This is a genomic window from Pelagerythrobacter rhizovicinus (assembly GCF_004135625.1).
GTDB lineage: Bacteria > Pseudomonadota > Alphaproteobacteria > Sphingomonadales > Sphingomonadaceae > Pelagerythrobacter > Pelagerythrobacter rhizovicinus.
The window spans coordinates 860826-874719 of the sequence record NZ_SDPV01000001.1; the positions used below are offsets into that span (position 1 = coordinate 860826).

Annotated in this window: 14 protein-coding genes; 11 read left to right on the plus strand and 3 right to left on the minus strand. The window is 66.7% G+C overall.

Going from position 1 to position 13894, the window contains the following annotated elements; translation table 11 throughout:
• The first annotated feature begins 9 nt into the window (after window positions 1-9).
• Genes ETX26_RS04185 through ETX26_RS04210 form a run of 6 tightly spaced genes read left to right on the plus strand, consistent with a single transcriptional unit; the run spans window position 10 to window position 5728 of the window.
• On the plus strand, window positions 10-816 hold the full coding sequence (locus ETX26_RS04185) for a heme-dependent oxidative N-demethylase family protein (RefSeq protein ID WP_129523405.1): 807 nt from the start codon (window positions 10-12) through the stop codon (window positions 814-816).
• The gene (locus ETX26_RS04190) at window positions 813-2087 is read left to right on the plus strand and encodes an O-acetylhomoserine aminocarboxypropyltransferase (RefSeq protein WP_129523406.1); all 1275 of its coding nucleotides are present in this window, start codon (window positions 813-815) and stop codon (window positions 2085-2087) included. Before ETX26_RS04185 ends, ETX26_RS04190 begins: the two co-directional genes overlap by 4 nt.
• The gene (bioB, locus tag ETX26_RS04195; protein ID WP_129523407.1) at window positions 2087-3103 is read left to right on the plus strand and encodes a biotin synthase BioB; all 1017 of its coding nucleotides are present in this window, start codon (window positions 2087-2089) and stop codon (window positions 3101-3103) included. The genes ETX26_RS04190 and bioB overlap by 1 nt, the downstream gene beginning before the upstream one ends.
• Entirely contained in the window at window positions 3093-3302 is a 210-nt protein-coding gene (locus ETX26_RS04200) for a hypothetical protein (protein ID WP_129523408.1), read from the plus strand. Before bioB ends, ETX26_RS04200 begins: the two co-directional genes overlap by 11 nt.
• Window positions 3303-3305: 3 nt before the next feature.
• On the plus strand, window positions 3306-5357 hold the full coding sequence (locus ETX26_RS04205; RefSeq protein WP_129523409.1) for an acetyl-CoA carboxylase biotin carboxylase subunit: 2052 nt from the start codon (window positions 3306-3308) through the stop codon (window positions 5355-5357).
• Window positions 5357-5728, plus strand: a complete 372-nt coding sequence (locus ETX26_RS04210) for a tRNA-binding protein (protein WP_129523410.1) — start codon at window positions 5357-5359, stop codon at window positions 5726-5728. Before ETX26_RS04205 ends, ETX26_RS04210 begins: the two co-directional genes overlap by 1 nt.
• Here ETX26_RS04210 and ETX26_RS04215 read toward each other — a convergent pair.
• The 3 genes from ETX26_RS04215 to ETX26_RS04225 all read right to left on the minus strand — a co-directional run bounded on the left by ETX26_RS04215 (window position 5725) and on the right by ETX26_RS04225 (window position 8362).
• Complete coding sequence (locus ETX26_RS04215) at window positions 5725-6495, minus strand: cyclase family protein (protein ID WP_129523411.1); 771 nt, start codon at window positions 6493-6495, stop codon at window positions 5725-5727. The genes ETX26_RS04210 and ETX26_RS04215 overlap by 4 nt on opposite strands.
• Window positions 6496-6692: 197 nt before the next feature.
• Complete coding sequence (aroB, locus tag ETX26_RS04220; RefSeq protein ID WP_129523412.1) at window positions 6693-7802, minus strand: 3-dehydroquinate synthase; 1110 nt, start codon at window positions 7800-7802, stop codon at window positions 6693-6695.
• On the minus strand, window positions 7793-8362 hold the full coding sequence (locus ETX26_RS04225) for a shikimate kinase (RefSeq protein ID WP_129523413.1): 570 nt from the start codon (window positions 8360-8362) through the stop codon (window positions 7793-7795). Before ETX26_RS04225 ends, aroB begins: the two co-directional genes overlap by 10 nt.
• 78 nt (window positions 8363-8440) lie before the next feature.
• On the opposite strand from ETX26_RS04225, the gene ETX26_RS14510 reads away from it, so the two are divergent.
• From ETX26_RS14510 to ETX26_RS04245, 5 genes are all read left to right on the plus strand, one after another.
• Window positions 8441-8575 (plus strand): hypothetical protein, encoded by a 135-nt coding sequence (locus tag ETX26_RS14510; RefSeq protein WP_263853358.1) that lies wholly within the window; start codon window positions 8441-8443, stop codon window positions 8573-8575.
• Window positions 8572-10401: a hypothetical protein gene (locus ETX26_RS04230; protein ID WP_129523414.1), complete on the plus strand. Its 1830-nt coding sequence runs from the start codon at window positions 8572-8574 to the stop codon at window positions 10399-10401. Before ETX26_RS14510 ends, ETX26_RS04230 begins: the two co-directional genes overlap by 4 nt.
• Window positions 10401-11279: a tyrosine recombinase gene (locus tag ETX26_RS04235; protein WP_129523415.1), complete on the plus strand. Its 879-nt coding sequence runs from the start codon at window positions 10401-10403 to the stop codon at window positions 11277-11279. Before ETX26_RS04230 ends, ETX26_RS04235 begins: the two co-directional genes overlap by 1 nt.
• Window positions 11280-11288: 9 nt before the next feature.
• A complete protein-coding gene (locus ETX26_RS04240) occupies window positions 11289-12236 on the plus strand; it encodes an acetyl-CoA carboxylase carboxyltransferase subunit alpha (protein ID WP_129523416.1) in 948 nt (315 codons plus the stop codon).
• 111 nt (window positions 12237-12347) lie between these two features.
• Window positions 12348-13820: a M48 family metalloprotease gene (locus tag ETX26_RS04245; protein ID WP_129523417.1), complete on the plus strand. Its 1473-nt coding sequence runs from the start codon at window positions 12348-12350 to the stop codon at window positions 13818-13820.
• Window positions 13821-13894 lie beyond the last annotated feature (74 nt).

Here is a 13894-nt window from a genome sequence, read left to right on the forward strand (position 1 = left end):
GAGCCTGTCATGACTCTCGGCTTCTCCGTCGACGCGCTTCTGCCTCGCGCTCGCGGCGGGGGCGTGCTCAAGATGGGGCTCGCAGCGCTGTCGGAGGACGAGTGGCTCGATCCCGCTCCTGATCTCGCCGCGCGCGAGGCGGGCTTTGCGGCTTATCCCGAAGGCATCCGGCTCACCGCCGGAAGCGAAGCGCCGGGACGCGAGCTCACCGGGATGCTCGGCGTCGAAGGAGGACTCGCCGAAGCCGCGAAGGCGCGCTGGGAGGACATGTGCCTGCTTACGCGCCGGGAGGGCGAGGACTTCTACCGCCTCGTCGGCGCGGCCGTGGCTTTCCCGAGCGACTGGCGCCCGGCGGAGAAGATGGGCCTGCCGCTGACGGCCATGCACGCGCCGATTCAGGGTTATGCGGAGCAGCTCGCGAGCGGCGTGGACCGTTTCATTGCCGGGCTCGCCCCCGGGCGGATATTCGGCCGCTGCAACTGGTTCATCGCCGCGACCCCCGCCCTGCGCTGGGTCGCCGAAGCGCCCGAGCAAGCGTTCGCCCATGTCACGCCCGAAAACGCGGGCGAGACGCTGTTCGTCCGCTCCGAACGCCAGACGCTGCGGCGCCTACCGGAAACCGGCGCGATCCTGTTCACCATCGGGGTCTATGTCGCGCCGCTCGGCTCCCTGTCGGATGCGAACGTGGCGCGGCTCGCCGGTGCGATGGAGAAGCTGCTGGCAGGCGAGGGCGACCGCCGCGGGGCGCCACACTACGTCGCCGCACTGCAAGGGTTTGCGCAAACGCGCGAGGCCGCTATCGGAAGCCCCATATGACACAAAAACCCGAAACGCTCACCGTCCACGCCGGGACCGAACCCGATCCGACCACCAAGGCGCGGATCACGCCGATCTACCAGACGTCGTCCTATGTCTTCGACAGCGTCGAACATGCTTCGCGCCTGTTCAACCTGCAGGAATTCGGGAACATCTACACCCGGATCATGAACCCGACGAACGGGGCGCTGGAGGGCAAGATCGCTGCGCTCGAAGGCGGCGCGGGGGCGCTGGCAGTGGCCTCGGGCCACGCTGCGCAGTTCCTCGCGTTCCACACGCTGATGGAGCCGGGGTGCGAGATCGTCGCCGCCCAGAAGCTCTATGGCGGTTCGCAGAACCAGCTCGGCCAGAGCTTCCGCAAAATGGCATGGACCACGCAGTTCGTTGACGCCGATGACGCCGGCAACGTCGCCGCCGCGATCACCGACAAGACGCGCGCGGTGTTCATCGAAAGCCTCGCCAACCCCGGCGGCGTGGTGCAGGACATCGAGGCGATCGCGAAGGTCGCGCACGACGCCGGCGTTCCGCTGATCGTCGACAACACGATGGCGACGCCGGTTCTCTGCCGCCCGATCGACTACGGCGCCGACATCGTCGTCCATTCGACCACCAAGTTCCTCAACGGACATGGCAACGCCATCGGCGGCGTGATCGTCGATGCGGGCAGCTTCGACTGGGCGAAGGGTGGCAAGTATCCGACCCTCAGCGAGCCGAACGATTCCTACCACGGGATCAGGTTCACCGAGGCCTTCGGCAATCTCGCCTTCATCCTCGCGACGCGGACCCTCGGCCTGCGCGACCTCGGGCCGGCACTGGCGCCGATGAACGCCTTCCTGGCGCTCACCGGAATGGAGACGCTGGCGCTTCGGATGGAGCGGCATTGCAGCAACGCGCTGGCGCTCGCCACGTGGCTGAAGGCGCATCCAAAGGTGGACGGGGTCTCCTACGCTGGGCTGGAGGACGACCGCTATCATGCGCTCGCCAAGCGCTATCTCGGCGGCAAGGGCGGGGCGGTGTTCACCTTCGGCCTGAAGGGCGGGTACGACGCGGGCGTGAAGCTGGTTTCCTCGGTGAAGATGTTCAGCCATCTTGCCAATCTCGGCGACACGCGGTCGCTGATCATTCATCCGGCCTCGACCACGCACAGCCAGCTCGAAGGCGAGGCGCTGGAGGCGACCGGCGCGGGGCCGGACGTCGTGCGGGTATCGGTCGGCATCGAACATATCGACGACATCATCGCCGACCTCTCGCAGGCACTGGACGCTATCTGATGACCCAAATCCGCACCGACTGGACGCGCGAGGAAATCGCCGAGCTGTTCGACCTGCCTTTCCCCGAGCTCGTGTTCCGCGCGGCCTCGGTGCACCGGGAGAACCATCCGCCGGCCGAAGTGCAGCTCTGCACGCTGCTCTCGATCAAGACCGGCGGGTGCCCGGAGGATTGCGGCTATTGCTCGCAGAGCGTCCATGCCGACAGCGGCGTCGAGGCGACCAAGCTGATGGACGTGCAGGCCGTGCTCCAGTCGGCGGCGCAGGCCAAGGATCACGGCAGTCAGCGGTTCTGCATGGGTGCCGCATGGCGCAATCCCAAAGACCGCGACATGCCGAAGATCGTCGAGATCGTGAAGGGCGTTCGCGCAATGGGGCTGGAGACCTGCATGACGCTCGGCATGCTGACGCCGACGCAGGCCGACATGCTCGCCGAGGCGGGGCTCGACTACTACAACCACAACATCGACAGTAGCCCCGAGTATTACGAGCGCGTCATCACCACGCGCACGATGGACGAGCGGCTGGAAACGCTCGACAACGTGCGCCAGGCGGGCATCAACGTGTGTTCGGGTGGGATCGTCGGCATGGGTGAGACGCGCGCGGACCGGGTGGGGTTCATCCACACGCTCGCAACGCTGGAGCAGCATCCGGAAAGCGTCCCGGTCAATGCGCTGGTCCCGGTCAAGGGCACGGTGCTGGGCGACATGCTGGCCGACACGCCGCTCGCCAAGATCGACGACATCGAATTCGTCCGCACCGTCGCCGTGGCGCGGATCACCATGCCGCTGAGCATGGTCCGCCTCTCCGCCGGCCGCGAGTCGATGAGCGAGGCGACGCAGGCCCTGTGCTTCCTGGCCGGCGCGAACTCGATCTTCACCGGCGACAAGCTCCTGACCGCGCCCAACGCCGGCGACGACAGCGACGGCGCGCTGTTCGCCAAGCTTGGCCTGACGGCGCTGCAGGGCGAGGAGCCGATGCAAAGCAGAAAAATTGAGGAGAGATGTTTTGGCGCATGAACAATCCATCGAAGACTATTTCGAACAGCATGCGAGATCGGGAAATCCTCAATTCGCGATTGCCTTCGCCCTCATGCGCCTTGCACAGGAACAGAAGAACGTGGCCGATGCCCTCACAAGCCTCGGTCAGCGCGAAAGCGGGAAATCCGTGACGAGCGCGATAGAAACAATCGCCCGTTCGATCGAAGGCACAAAATAGGTCATGTTCTCCAAAATCCTCATCGCCAACCGGGGCGAGATCGCGTGCCGGGTCATCAAGACCGCGCGGCGCATGGGCATTGCGACCGTCGCGGTCTATTCGGACGCCGATGCGCGCGCGCCGTTCGTGCGGATGGCGGACGAGGCGGTGCATATCGGGCCGGCGCCGGCCTCCGAGAGCTACCTGATCGCGGACAAGATCATCGCCGCGTGCAAGCAGACGGGCGCCGAGGCGGTGCATCCGGGCTACGGCTTCCTCTCGGAGCGGGCGAGCTTCGTCGAGGCGCTGGAGAAGGAAGGGATCGCGTTCGTCGGCCCGCCGCCCGGCGCGATCGCGGCGATGGGCGACAAGATCGAATCGAAGAAGCTGGCGAAGGAGGCGGGGGTCAACGTCGTCCCCGGGTTTGTCGGCGAGATCCGCGATACCGAACATGCGATCGAGATCAGCAACGGCATCGGCTACCCGGTCATGATGAAGGCCTCGGCCGGCGGCGGCGGCAAGGGGATGCGCCTTGCTTATAACGAAAAGGACGTCCGCGAAGGCTTCGAGAGCGTCAAGCGCGAAGGCCTCAACAGCTTCGGCGACGATCGGGTGTTCATCGAGAAGTTCATTCTGAACCCCCGCCACATCGAGATCCAGGTGCTCGGCGACAAGCACGGGAACATCGTCTATCTCAATGAACGCGAATGCTCGATCCAGCGCCGCCACCAGAAGGTGGTCGAGGAAGCGCCGAGCCCGTTCGTCACGCCGAAGATGCGCAAGGCGATGGGCGAGCAGTGCGTCGCATTGGCGAGGGCGGTCGGATACCACTCGGCAGGCACGGTCGAACTGATCGTCTCCGGCGCGGACGAGACGGGCGAAAGCTTCTACTTCCTCGAGATGAACACCCGCCTCCAGGTCGAGCATCCGGTGACCGAGGCGATCACCGGTGTCGATCTGGTCGAACAGATGATCCGTGTCGCTTACGGCGAGAAGCTCGGCTTCACGCAGGACGATGTGACAATCGACGGCTGGGCGATCGAGAACCGCGTCTATGCCGAGGACCCCTACCGCGGCTTCCTTCCCAGCACGGGCCGGCTCGTGCGCTACCAGCCCCCGGTCGAAGGCTGGACCGATGACGGCGAGGCGAACGGCCGCCGCGGGATCGATGGCGTGCGCATCGACGACGGCGTCTTCGAAGGCGGCGAGGTGTCGATGTTTTACGATCCGATGATAGCCAAGCTGATCACCTGGGCGCCGACGCGCGAGGAAGCGGCGGATCTGCAGATCGAGGCGCTCGATGCGTTCCGTATCGAGGGGCTGGGGCACAACATCGACTTCCTCTCGGCCATCATGCAGCACCCGCGCTTCCGCTCGGGCGAACTGACCACCGGCTTCATCGCCGAGGAGTATCCCGAAGGGTTCGCCGGCGCGGCGGCCTCCGAGGACCTGAAACGCGCGCTTGCCGCGGTCGGCGGCGCCATGGCAACGGCCGATGCGGATCGTGGGCGACGGATCGAAGGGCAGCTCGATCCCGCGCTCGCCGCTCCGGGCGACTGGTGCGTGACGATCGATGGCACCGATTATGCGGTGAGCCTGGAAGAGACGGCCATCACGGTCGACGGCGAGGCGGTCGAACTCGAGATGGAGTACGCGCCCGGCACACGCTTCCTCGAAGTCGCGCTCTACGAAATCGGATCGGACGAGGATGCCGAACCGGTCGAGAAATTCGGGCTCCAGCTCGAACCCACGCGCACTGGCTACGCGATCACCACGCGGGGCGCACGGCACGTGCTGCGTATCCTGCCGGCACACGTCGCGCATCTGTCGCAGCACATGATCGAAAAGGTGCCGCCGGATCTCTCGAAGCTGCTGATCTGCCCGATGCCCGGTCTGCTCGTCGCGCTCCACGTGGAGGAGGGCGAGGAGGTCCAGCCGGGTCAGCCGCTGGCGACGGTCGAGGCGATGAAGATGGAGAACATCCTGCGCGCCGAGAAGCAGGGCAAAGTCGCGAAGATCAACGCCGCGCAGGGCGACAGTCTGGCGGTCGACGCGGTGATCCTGGAGCTGGAGTAGTGCACCTCCGCCATTCGCCCGACGCGCCGGCTGCCGAGCGGATCGATTTCGAGACGTTCCTGAAGGCCGACATCCGCATCGGCACGATCGTCGCGGCCGAGGCGTTTCCCGAGGCGCGCAAGCCGAGTTGCCGGCTGCGCATCGATTTCGGCCCCGCGATCGGCGAGAAGAAGAGCTGCGCGCAGATCGCGGCGAACTACGCGCTGGAGGAGCTTCCCGGGCGGCAGGTTGCGGCGGTGGTCAACTTCCCGCCGCGGCAGATCGGCCCGGCGATGTCCGAAGTGCTGACGCTGGGCTTCGCCGACGAGGCGGGTGAGGTCGTGCTGTTCGCGCCCGACAAGCCGGTGCCGAACGGCTCGCGCCTGTTCTAATCGTCGATCAGCGCCACGGCCCTGATCCAGCCGGCGCTGGCGCGCTCGATCTTCACCGGGAAGCAGCTCACGGTGAAGCCGTGGCTCGGCAGGCGTTCGAGATTGGTGAGCTTCTCGATCTGGTAATAGGGCCGGATGCGGCCGGCCTTGTGGCCTTCCCAGATGATCGAGGCATCGCGATTTTCCGCCCAGCGTCGGGCGGTATGACTGAAGGGCGCGTCCCAGCTCCAGGCGTCGGTGCCGACCACTTCGACGCCGCGCTCGGTCAGCCATAGCGTCGCTTCCGCGCCAAGGCCGACACCCTGATCGGTGAAGTTCTCGGTTCCATAGACCGCGCCCGACTGCACGAGCACGATGTCGAGCGGCCTGAGCGCGTAGCCGATCCGGTCGAGCTCAGCCTCGACTTCGGCCGCGCTCACCACGTGTCCGTGCGGCAGATGGCTGAAATCGAGCTTCACGCCCGGGCGGAAAAACCGGTCGAGCGGCGCCTCGTCGATGCTTGGGGCGGCCCGGGCGCCTTCGCTGGTGGTCGAGTGGTAATGCCACGGCGCGTCCATGTGCGTGCCGTTATGCGTCGAGAGTTCGAGCATCTCGACCGCCCAGCCTTCACCGTCCGGCAGGTCGCTTTTCTCGAGCCCGGGGAAGAACATGGCGATCTGCTGCCAGGTATCCTCGTGCGTCATGTAGGTGATCTTCGGCCGCATGACCTCTGGGTCGGAGATGACCTCGTTGGTTATGGGGATCGAGAGGTCTATGAAGCGGGTCATGTGGCGAGAGTGCGTTGGGCGGGAGGCAGGGTCAATCCCCACATATCCTCCCCATTTTTGCGTCAGCACAAATGGGGAGGTGGCAGACGCCGCAGGCGGCTGACGGAGGGGTTTGGAGTGCAGAAACCCCTCCACCACGAGCCGCTTCGCGTCTCGCGGTCTCCCTCCCCATCGCAAGACGATGGGGAGGATCACGATCAACCCGCCCGCAGCTCTTCGTTCAGGAACTCGCTAACGTCCGCCAGTTCAACGTCGCGAGCCACATGGGCGTCGCCGATCGCGCGCAGGAGGACGAAGGGCAGAGTGCCGGCGTCCATCTTCTTGTCGTGGAGCATGTGGTCCGCAAGGCGGCGGCCATCGCAGCCGAGGCCAAGAGCGGCGATCTCGCTCGGCAGACCCGCCGCATCGACGGCGCGCGTTACCCGCTCCGCGTCGGCATCGCTGATCTGGCCACGCCGTGCCGAATAGCGCGCGGCGAGCACCATGCCGAGCGCAACGGCCTCTCCATGCAGCAGACGGTCGGAAAAGCCCGTTTCCGCTTCCAGCGCGTGGCCGAACGTATGGCCGAGGTTGAGCAGCGCGCGCCGGTCGGCGGTCTCGCGCTCGTCCTCCGCGACGATCCGCGCCTTGGCTGCGACGCTGGTGGCGACCGCGTACTCCAGCGGCGTGTCCTCGCGGGCGAGGACCGCTTTGCCGTTGGCTGCGAGCCAGTCGAAGAATTCGCGGTCGCCGAGCACGCCGTACTTAAGCACTTCGGCATAGCCGGCGCGCATCTCGCGGTCGGGCAGAGTATCGAGCGCGTCGAGGTCGGCCAGAACCAGCGAGGGCTGGTGAAACGCGCCGATCAGGTTCTTGCCCGCGCCGGTATTGATCGCGGTCTTGCCGCCTACCGAGCTGTCGACTTGCGCCAGCAGCGTTGTCGGCAACTGGATGAAGCCGCAGCCGCGCTTGAGGATTGCCGCAGCGAAGCCGACGAGATCGCCGATCACCCCGCCGCCCAGCGCCAGCACGTGATCGCCGCGCTCGACCTGTTCTGCCAGCAGCCAGTCGGTGACGCGCCGGAGATTCTCCCAGCTCTTTGCCGCTTCGCCTGGTTCGAGCACGAACCAGCGGGATTCGATGGCGGCATCGGCAAACGAGCTCTCGACGGCGTCACGCCAATGCTGCGCAACATTGCGGTCGGTGACGATCGGCACGCGGGGCTTGCGAAGCAGCGGCACACATTGCTGCGCGGCCCCATGCAGCAGGCCCTTGCCGATGCGCACCTCGTAGGATCGCCCACCCAACTCCACGGGCACTACAGCCATCGATCGATCGCCTCCACTATGGCCATCGCCGTCTCGACGTGGGGCCCGTCCTCTCCCGTGACCCGGATCGGTGCCTGTGCATAGAACGGCTTGCGCTCCTGCAGCAGACGGGTGAGGATCTCGCGCGGATCGCCGTTGCGCAGCAGCGGGCGAACGTCGCGCCGCGCGGTGCGTTCGACCAGCGTTTCCACGTCGCAATCGATCCATACCGCAATCGCTTCCTCGAGGATCATCTTGCGAGTGGTGTCGTTGACGAATGCGCCGCCGCCGGTGGCTATCACGCCGTGACCTTCTTCGATCAATCGGGCGATTACGCGCCGCTCTCCATCGCGGAAGTAGTCCTCACCGAAACGGTCGAAGATCTCCGCGACGCACATCTGAGCGGCATCCTCGATCGCCTCGTCCGCATCCACGAAGCTCTTGCCGAGCAAGGCCGCCAGCTTGCGTCCCACGGTGGACTTGCCCGCACCCATCAGTCCGACCAATACCACGGGCCGATCGATCCGCCGCGCAATGCGGGCGATCTCGGCGTCGGTTCGTATTTCGGCCTCCTGGGTCATTGCCGCTTCGCCTATAGATGGGCTAGGTGCGGCGCAACTGTGCAAACGGACGGGCAAGAAGGGTCTGCTGGCTTGGCGATGACAGGTAGGCGTATCGTATGGGCGGTGGCGGCGCTGGTCGCCGCGCTGCTGCTCTATGCCTGGATGGATGGCGGGGAAGAGCCGGTTCGGCCGATCGCCGAGTCAATCGACCTCCCGGAGACTGCGGAATGAAGGCAATCCTCCTCGCCGGAGGCGCTGCGCTGACGCTCAGCTCCACTTTTGTGCTTGCGCAGAGCGCACCAGAGTCGCTGCTGCCGCCCGGATTCGACGATCCGGCGCCGACGCCCAGCCCCAGCCCGACGCCTACTCCGCGCCCCACCGCCACCCGTACCGCGGCTCCGACACCAAGCGCGACCAGCACTCCCGTGATCCAGCCCCTGCCCGAGTTCGACGTAGCCGACATCGCATTGCCCGATGATCTGCCCTCGTTCGAAGAGCTCGAGGCGATGGACACCGACGAACTCGATGAATTGCTCGGGCTCAAGCCGCGCTACGACATTCCGCCAGCCGCACGCCGTTCCCTGGCCGAGGTGGGTGTGCTTGCGCCGGAGGAGGGTGGGTTCGCAACCGCCTCGCTGGCCGGGCAGCCTGCCTCCCTCGTGCGCGCCGCGCTTGCCGGAACGCGTGGTCCGCTCGTGTCACGCTGGGGACACATCCTGCTTCGCCGAGCGCTGGCGAGCAGGCTTGCCGCGCCGGAGGGGATGGATGCGGTCGACTTTGCCGCACTGCGGGTCGAGACTCTCAACTCGATGGGTGAATACACGGCGGCCCGGGCCATTGCGCAGGACATCGACACCGGCAACTGGAATGGCGCGCTGACCGGCGCCGCACTGGATGCTTATGTTGCGACTGGCGACATCGTCGGCGCCTGTCCGGCGATCCAGCTTCAGGCGAGCGACCGCGACGAGGCGCGGTGGCAGCTCTGGCGTTCGATCTGCGCGGCTTTTGCCGGACAGGGCGTGCGCGCTGGAACCGAGCTCACCCGCGCACTTTCACGCGGGACCGCTCCGGCGATCGACGTGCTGCTGGCGCAACGATACGCGGGTGCGGCGGGAGCAGGACGGCGCGCGGTGACTCTCGAATGGGACCAAGTGGACGAGATCACCCCATGGCGCTTTGCGCTCGCCGCAGCGGTCGGCGCGGAAATACCCGAGAATCTGCTGACGAACCCGGAGCCCTATTACCAGCGGGTTTCCGCGATTGCGTCGATGCTTGCGCCTGCGACGCGCGCGGCCGGTGCGGACCGGGCCGCGCGCGAAGGCATTCTCTCTGCCTCCGCCATGGTCGACCTCTACAGCCAGATCTACGCGGCGGAAGGGACCGAAGGCCCTGCCGTGGCGACGGCGGCAAGCCTGCGCGACGCTTATGTGGGCGAGCCCGCCGCGCGGCTCGCTGCCATGCAGGAAATCTGGGGTCCGTCGGATTCGCCCGCCTACGGGCGACTGGTGCTCACCGCCTACGCCGCGGCACGCATGCGACCGAGCGAGCAGTTCGCGGAGGCCGCGCCGCACCTGATTGCCTCCATGCTGGCCGCGGGGCTGGAGCGCGATGCCATGGAATGGGCGCCGGTCGTCGCGCAGGGAAGCCAGGGCTGGGCACTGCTGGCCCTGGCGCAGCCGGACCGGCAGGACTCCATTGGCGGCGGCCCGCTCGATACCTTCATCGACGCCGACGAGAGTGCCGGACAGCGCAAGTCGCGCTTCCTCATCGCCGCGCTCGCGGGGCTGGGGCGGCTCGAAAGTGGCACTGCGCGGTCTTATTCGGAGCGTGTGGGGATCGACCTCTCGCACGAAACCAGATGGACGCGCACGATCGAGCGCGCGGCGGACGTCGACAACGCGGCGCTCGTTGCGCTGCTCGCGGGACTCGGCATGCAGGGCGAGGGGTGGGACCGAATGACCGCGCGGCATCTGTTTCACATCGTATCGGCTCTCAACCGCGTCGGCCTCTCCGCCGAAGCGCGTATGATCGCTGCGGAGGCCGTGGCGCGGGCCTGATGTCCTCGATCGAGGATTTTCTGGTCATGCTTGCCGCGGAGCGCGGCGCGGCGGCGAACACGCTCGCAGCCTACCGCCGGGACCTGGAAGGCGCGGAAGAGGCGGTCGGGCCGCTCGAGCGTGCGGACCGCGGAGACTTGGCGCGCCTGGGCAGCGCGTGGTCCGCACTTGCGCCGTCCAGCGTAGCGCGAAAGTCCTCGGCGCTGCGGCAGTTCTACGGCTTCCTGGTCGATGAGGGCTTGCGCAGCGACGACCCGTCCGCAGCGCTACCCCGGCCTGCGGCGCGCCGTCCGTTGCCGAAAATCCTTTCGCATGGGGAGATCGAGGCGCTTTTCGCCCGGGCGGAGAACGAGGCGCAGGGGGACGAGCCGCGCGCGGTGCGTCTGCTGACGCTGCTTGAACTGCTTTACGGGTCGGGTCTGCGCGCGACCGAGCTCGTCTCGCTGCCCCTTTCGGCCGTGCCGCGCGATGCGCCGTTCCTGACTGTGACCGGCAAGGGCGGACAGGCGCGCATGGTCCCTGTCAGCGGCCGTGCGCGGCTGGCGATGTCGCGCTGGCTTCCGCTTCGGCCCGGGGGATCCAGACACCTCTTCCCGTCCCGCGCCGGCAAACATCTGACGCGCGTACGGCTGTTTCAGCTGCTCAAGGCGCTTGCGGCGCGTGCCGGGCTAGCGCCGGAAAAGATCAGCCCGCACGTGCTGCGCCACGCCTTTGCCACGCACCTGCTGGAAGGTGGGGCGGACCTACGCGTGCTGCAGACGCTGCTCGGCCACGCCGACATTGCAACCACGCAGATCTACACGCACGTGGACAGCGCACGGCTTGTAGCGCTGGTTAACGAGCGGCATCCCCTTGCCGTTCGCGGCCAGTCGGACTAGCGCGGCCCGATGATCTCCTATCTCGAATTCGAGAAACCGGTCGCGCAGCTCGATGCGCGTATCACTGAACTGCGCACTGCAGCCGAAGGCGACGATGTCGATATTTCGGGCGAGCTCCAACGGCTCGAGCAGAAGAGCGCCGATCTTCTCGCCAGCACTTATGCCGCGCTGACGCCGTGGCAGAAGACGCAGGTAGCCCGTCATCCGGCACGGCCTCACTTCCGCGATTTCGTGGAGCACGCGTTCGAGGAGTTTATCCCCCTCGGCGGTGATCGCTACTATGGCGAGGACGAGGCGATCCTGGGCGGCTTCGCAAAGCTCGACGGGCGACGCGTGATGCTGATCGGACACGAGAAGGGGCACGACACCGAGACCCGCCTTCGGCACAACTTTGGCATGGGCAAGCCCGAAGGATACCGCAAGGCGATCCGCCTGATGGAAATGGCCGGTCGCTTCGGTCTCCCGGTGGTGACGCTTGTCGATACGTCCGGTGCTTTCCCCGGGGTGGAAGCAGAGGAGCGGGGGCAGGCGGAAGCGATCGCGCGCTCGACCGAAGCATGTCTCGCGCTGCCCGTGCCGATGATCGCGACTATCGTGGGCGAGGGCGGATCGGGCGGCGCGGTCGCGCTGGCGAGCGCGGAGCGGGTGCTGATGCTCGAGCATGCCGTCTACTCGGTGATCTCGCCCGAAGGCTGCGCCTCGATCCTCTGGCGGACGGCGGAAAAGGCACCCGACGCGGCGGAAGCGATGAAAGTCACTGCGCAGCACCTTGAGCGGCTTGGGGTGATCGACCGCATCGTTCCGGAGCCCATCGGGGGCGCGCACCGCGACCCCGCGGCCACGGCGCAAGCCTTGGGCCGCGTGATCGGCGAGGAGCTTGACGGGCTGTCCGCTTCTTCTCCCGACGAGCTCCGGCGCATGCGCGAGGAGCGGTTTCTGCAGATCGGCGGGACCTGACGAGTTCACTGCGTGCCAGCGGGAACCGAGGTCGCGTCATTCGGGTTTATCGAAGCAGAATCAACCGCAGCGGCGGGTAGAGCGCCGCGCATGCCCGGAGGAGACATCGCAATGCGTCCCCTGAAACCTGCAGCGCTAACTTCCGTCGCGGCGCTTTCGCTGGCACTCGGCTCGTGCACCACGATGGGCAACATCCCCGGCCCGACGACACCGATCACCCAGTCCGAGGCGCAGATGGGCGCCGAGGCGCATCCCCAGCTGCTTGCGGAATTTGGCGGTGCGATGACCGGACCGCATGCGCAGTATGTCGAGCAGGTCGGGCGGAATATCGCCGTGCAATCGGGCCTCGGCAATGCGCAGTCGGATTTCACCGTGACCCTGCTCAACAGCTCGGTCAACAATGCCTTCGCGATCCCCGGCGGCTACGTCTACACGACGCGCCAGCTCGTCACGCTGATGAACAACGAGGCGGAACTGGCCGGCGTGCTGGGGCACGAGGTCGGTCATGTGGCAGCCCGCCATTCGCAGCGTCGCCAGGCAACTGCTCAGCAGAACACGCTGCTCGGTGCGGCGGGTGCGATCCTGTCGGGTATTCTGCTGGGCGACAGCAGCATCGGCCAGCAGCTCTCGCAAGGCTTCCTGCAAGGCTCCCAGCTGCTGACGCTGCGGTTTTCGCGCAGCCAGGAACTCCAGGCGGACGAACTCGGTATCCAGTATCTCAATCGTGCCGGATACGATCCCCACGCGATGGCCACCGTGCTCGCCAGCCTCGCGGCGCAGAATGCGCTCGATGCCTCGCTGCAGGGGCGCGACGATGCGACGGTGCCCGAATGGGCCTCCACCCACCCCGATCCGGCCAGCCGGGTTCAGACGGCGCGGCAAAGGGCGGCGGGCGGTACCGGCGTCACCAATCGCGACACGTTTCTCACGCGGATCGATGGGCTCGTCTACGGCGACGATCCGGAGCAGGGGATCATCGAGGGGCGGCAGTTCATCCATCCGGTGTTTCGCCTCTCGTTCACCGCCCCCCAGGGCTTCTACATGGTGAACGGGACGCGTGCGGTCTCCATCAACGGCCAGAGCGGTCAGGGGCAGCTCAGCACCGGGCCTTACGATGGCAATCTGGACAACTACGTCCGCAGCGTATTTCGGGCGCTCGGCGGTAACCAGCAGACGCTGGCGCCGGCGAGCCTGGAGCGGACGACGGTGAACGGGATTCCCGCAGCCTACGGCACAGCTCGCGTCAACAGCGGCAACGGGCAGGTGGATGTGGTGGTCTTCGCCTACGAATTCTCGAACAACCAGGCGTTCCACTTCGCCACGATCAGCCAGGCCGGCCGTTCGGGCACTTTCACGCCGATGTTCAACTCGATGCGGCGGATCAGCCAAGCCGAGGCGAACCGGGTGGTGCCGCGGCGGATCGATGTGGTGACGGTACGCAGCGGAGACACGATTTCATCGCTCGCCAGCCGCATGGCCTTCGATAACGCGAAGGAGCAGCGCTTCCGCGTGCTTAACGGCCTCGGCTCGGGCGATACGCTGCGTGCCGGGCAGAAGGTGAAGATCGTGGTGCGGGGGAGCTAGCTAGGAGCTAGCCGTCCGCCGCGCAAACAAAAGGGCGGCGGGATCGCTCCCGCCGCCCTTCCGATGACAAACGC

Bases quoted from the DNA above. Each gene is read 5' to 3' on its own strand.
- ETX26_RS04225 (WP_129523413.1), bottom strand. From the start codon at position 8,362: ATGACCCAGGAGGCCGAAATACGAACCGACGCCGAGATCGCCCGCATT.
- ETX26_RS04215 (WP_129523411.1), bottom strand. From the start codon at position 6,495: ATGACCCGCTTCATAGACCTCTCGATCCCCATAACCAACGAGGTCATC.
- ETX26_RS14510 (WP_263853358.1), top strand. From the start codon at position 8,441: ATGACAGGTAGGCGTATCGTATGGGCGGTGGCGGCGCTGGTCGCCGCG.
- ETX26_RS04235 (WP_129523415.1), top strand. From the start codon at position 10,401: ATGTCCTCGATCGAGGATTTTCTGGTCATGCTTGCCGCGGAGCGCGGC.
- ETX26_RS04205 (WP_129523409.1), top strand. From the start codon at position 3,306: ATGTTCTCCAAAATCCTCATCGCCAACCGGGGCGAGATCGCGTGCCGG.
- ETX26_RS04230 (WP_129523414.1), top strand. From the start codon at position 8,572: ATGAAGGCAATCCTCCTCGCCGGAGGCGCTGCGCTGACGCTCAGCTCC.
- bioB (WP_129523407.1), top strand. From the start codon at position 2,087: ATGACCCAAATCCGCACCGACTGGACGCGCGAGGAAATCGCCGAGCTG.
- ETX26_RS04190 (WP_129523406.1), top strand. From the start codon at position 813: ATGACACAAAAACCCGAAACGCTCACCGTCCACGCCGGGACCGAACCC.
- ETX26_RS04185 (WP_129523405.1), top strand. From the start codon at position 10: ATGACTCTCGGCTTCTCCGTCGACGCGCTTCTGCCTCGCGCTCGCGGC.
- ETX26_RS04240 (WP_129523416.1), top strand. From the start codon at position 11,289: ATGATCTCCTATCTCGAATTCGAGAAACCGGTCGCGCAGCTCGATGCG.
- aroB (WP_129523412.1), bottom strand. From the start codon at position 7,802: ATGGCTGTAGTGCCCGTGGAGTTGGGTGGGCGATCCTACGAGGTGCGC.
- ETX26_RS04245 (WP_129523417.1), top strand. From the start codon at position 12,348: ATGCGTCCCCTGAAACCTGCAGCGCTAACTTCCGTCGCGGCGCTTTCG.